A 1,031-nucleotide genomic window follows, 5' to 3' on the forward strand; every position below is an offset into this window, starting at 1 on the left:
GCCCGCTTTGGCGGCGACGAATTCGTCGTCATGCTTGAAGCCCTGGCCCCCGACCTGCAAGACGCCGCCACCCAGGCAGAAACCGTCGCAGAAAAACTCCTGGCCAGCCTGAACCAGCCCTTCGACCTGGACGGCGCCCAACACTACAGCACCCCCAGCATCGGCATCACCCTCTTTGGCGACGAACGCCTGACGGTGGACGAACTCCTCAAACGCGCCGACCTGGCCATGTACCAGGCCAAAGCCGCAGGCCGCAACACCCAGCGCTTCTTCGACCCCAACATGCAGGCCGCCGTCAACGCCCGCTCCAACCTGGAAGCCGACCTGCGCCAGGGCCTGGCCCGGGGTGAACTGCTCGTGCACTACCAGCCCGTCGTGGACCACCAGTCCCAGCTCATGGGGGCAGAAGCCCTGGTGCGCTGGCGCCACCCCCAGCGCGGCATGATCAGCCCCGGCGACTTCATCCCCCTGGCCGAACAGACCGGCCTCATCCTCCCTTTAGGCCAATACGTGCTGCAGACCGCCTGCGAACAACTGCAGCGCTGGGGCCAGCACGAAGCCACCGCCCACCTGTCCATCTCGGTCAACGTCAGCGCCCGGCAGTTCCGGCAACCGGGCTTCGTGGCAGAAGTGCTGCAGACCCTCAAGAGCCACAACGCCGACCCCCGCAAACTCAAGCTCGAACTCACCGAAAGCCTGCTGCTGGGAGACATCGAAGACACCATCGCCCGCATGGTGCAGCTCAAAAGCGAAGGCGTGGGGTTTGCGCTGGATGACTTCGGCACCGGCTACTCCAGCCTGAGCTACCTCAAGCGGCTGCCGCTGGACCAGGTCAAGATCGACCAGAGCTTCGTGCGGGACGTGCTCTCGGACCCGAACGACGCGGCGATCGTGAGGACGATCCTGGCGCTGGCCAAGAGCCTGGACCTGGAGGTGGTGGCCGAGGGGGTGGAGACGACGGGGCAGCTGAGTTTTCTGAGGCTGCATGGGTGCGAGGGGTTTCAGGGGTTTCTTTTTGGCCGGCCCGGGCC

Annotated in this window: 1 protein-coding gene; it reads left to right on the forward strand. The window is 65.7% G+C overall.

Features of this window, described 5'->3' with window-relative positions:
• A partial coding sequence (locus ARADN35_RS0103715; protein ID WP_010459148.1) for a putative bifunctional diguanylate cyclase/phosphodiesterase occupies positions 1 to 1,031 on the forward strand: 1,031 nt, incomplete at both ends.

The sequence above is a fragment of the Acidovorax radicis N35 genome (genome assembly GCF_000204195.1).
GTDB lineage: Bacteria > Pseudomonadota > Gammaproteobacteria > Burkholderiales > Burkholderiaceae_C > Acidovorax > Acidovorax radicis.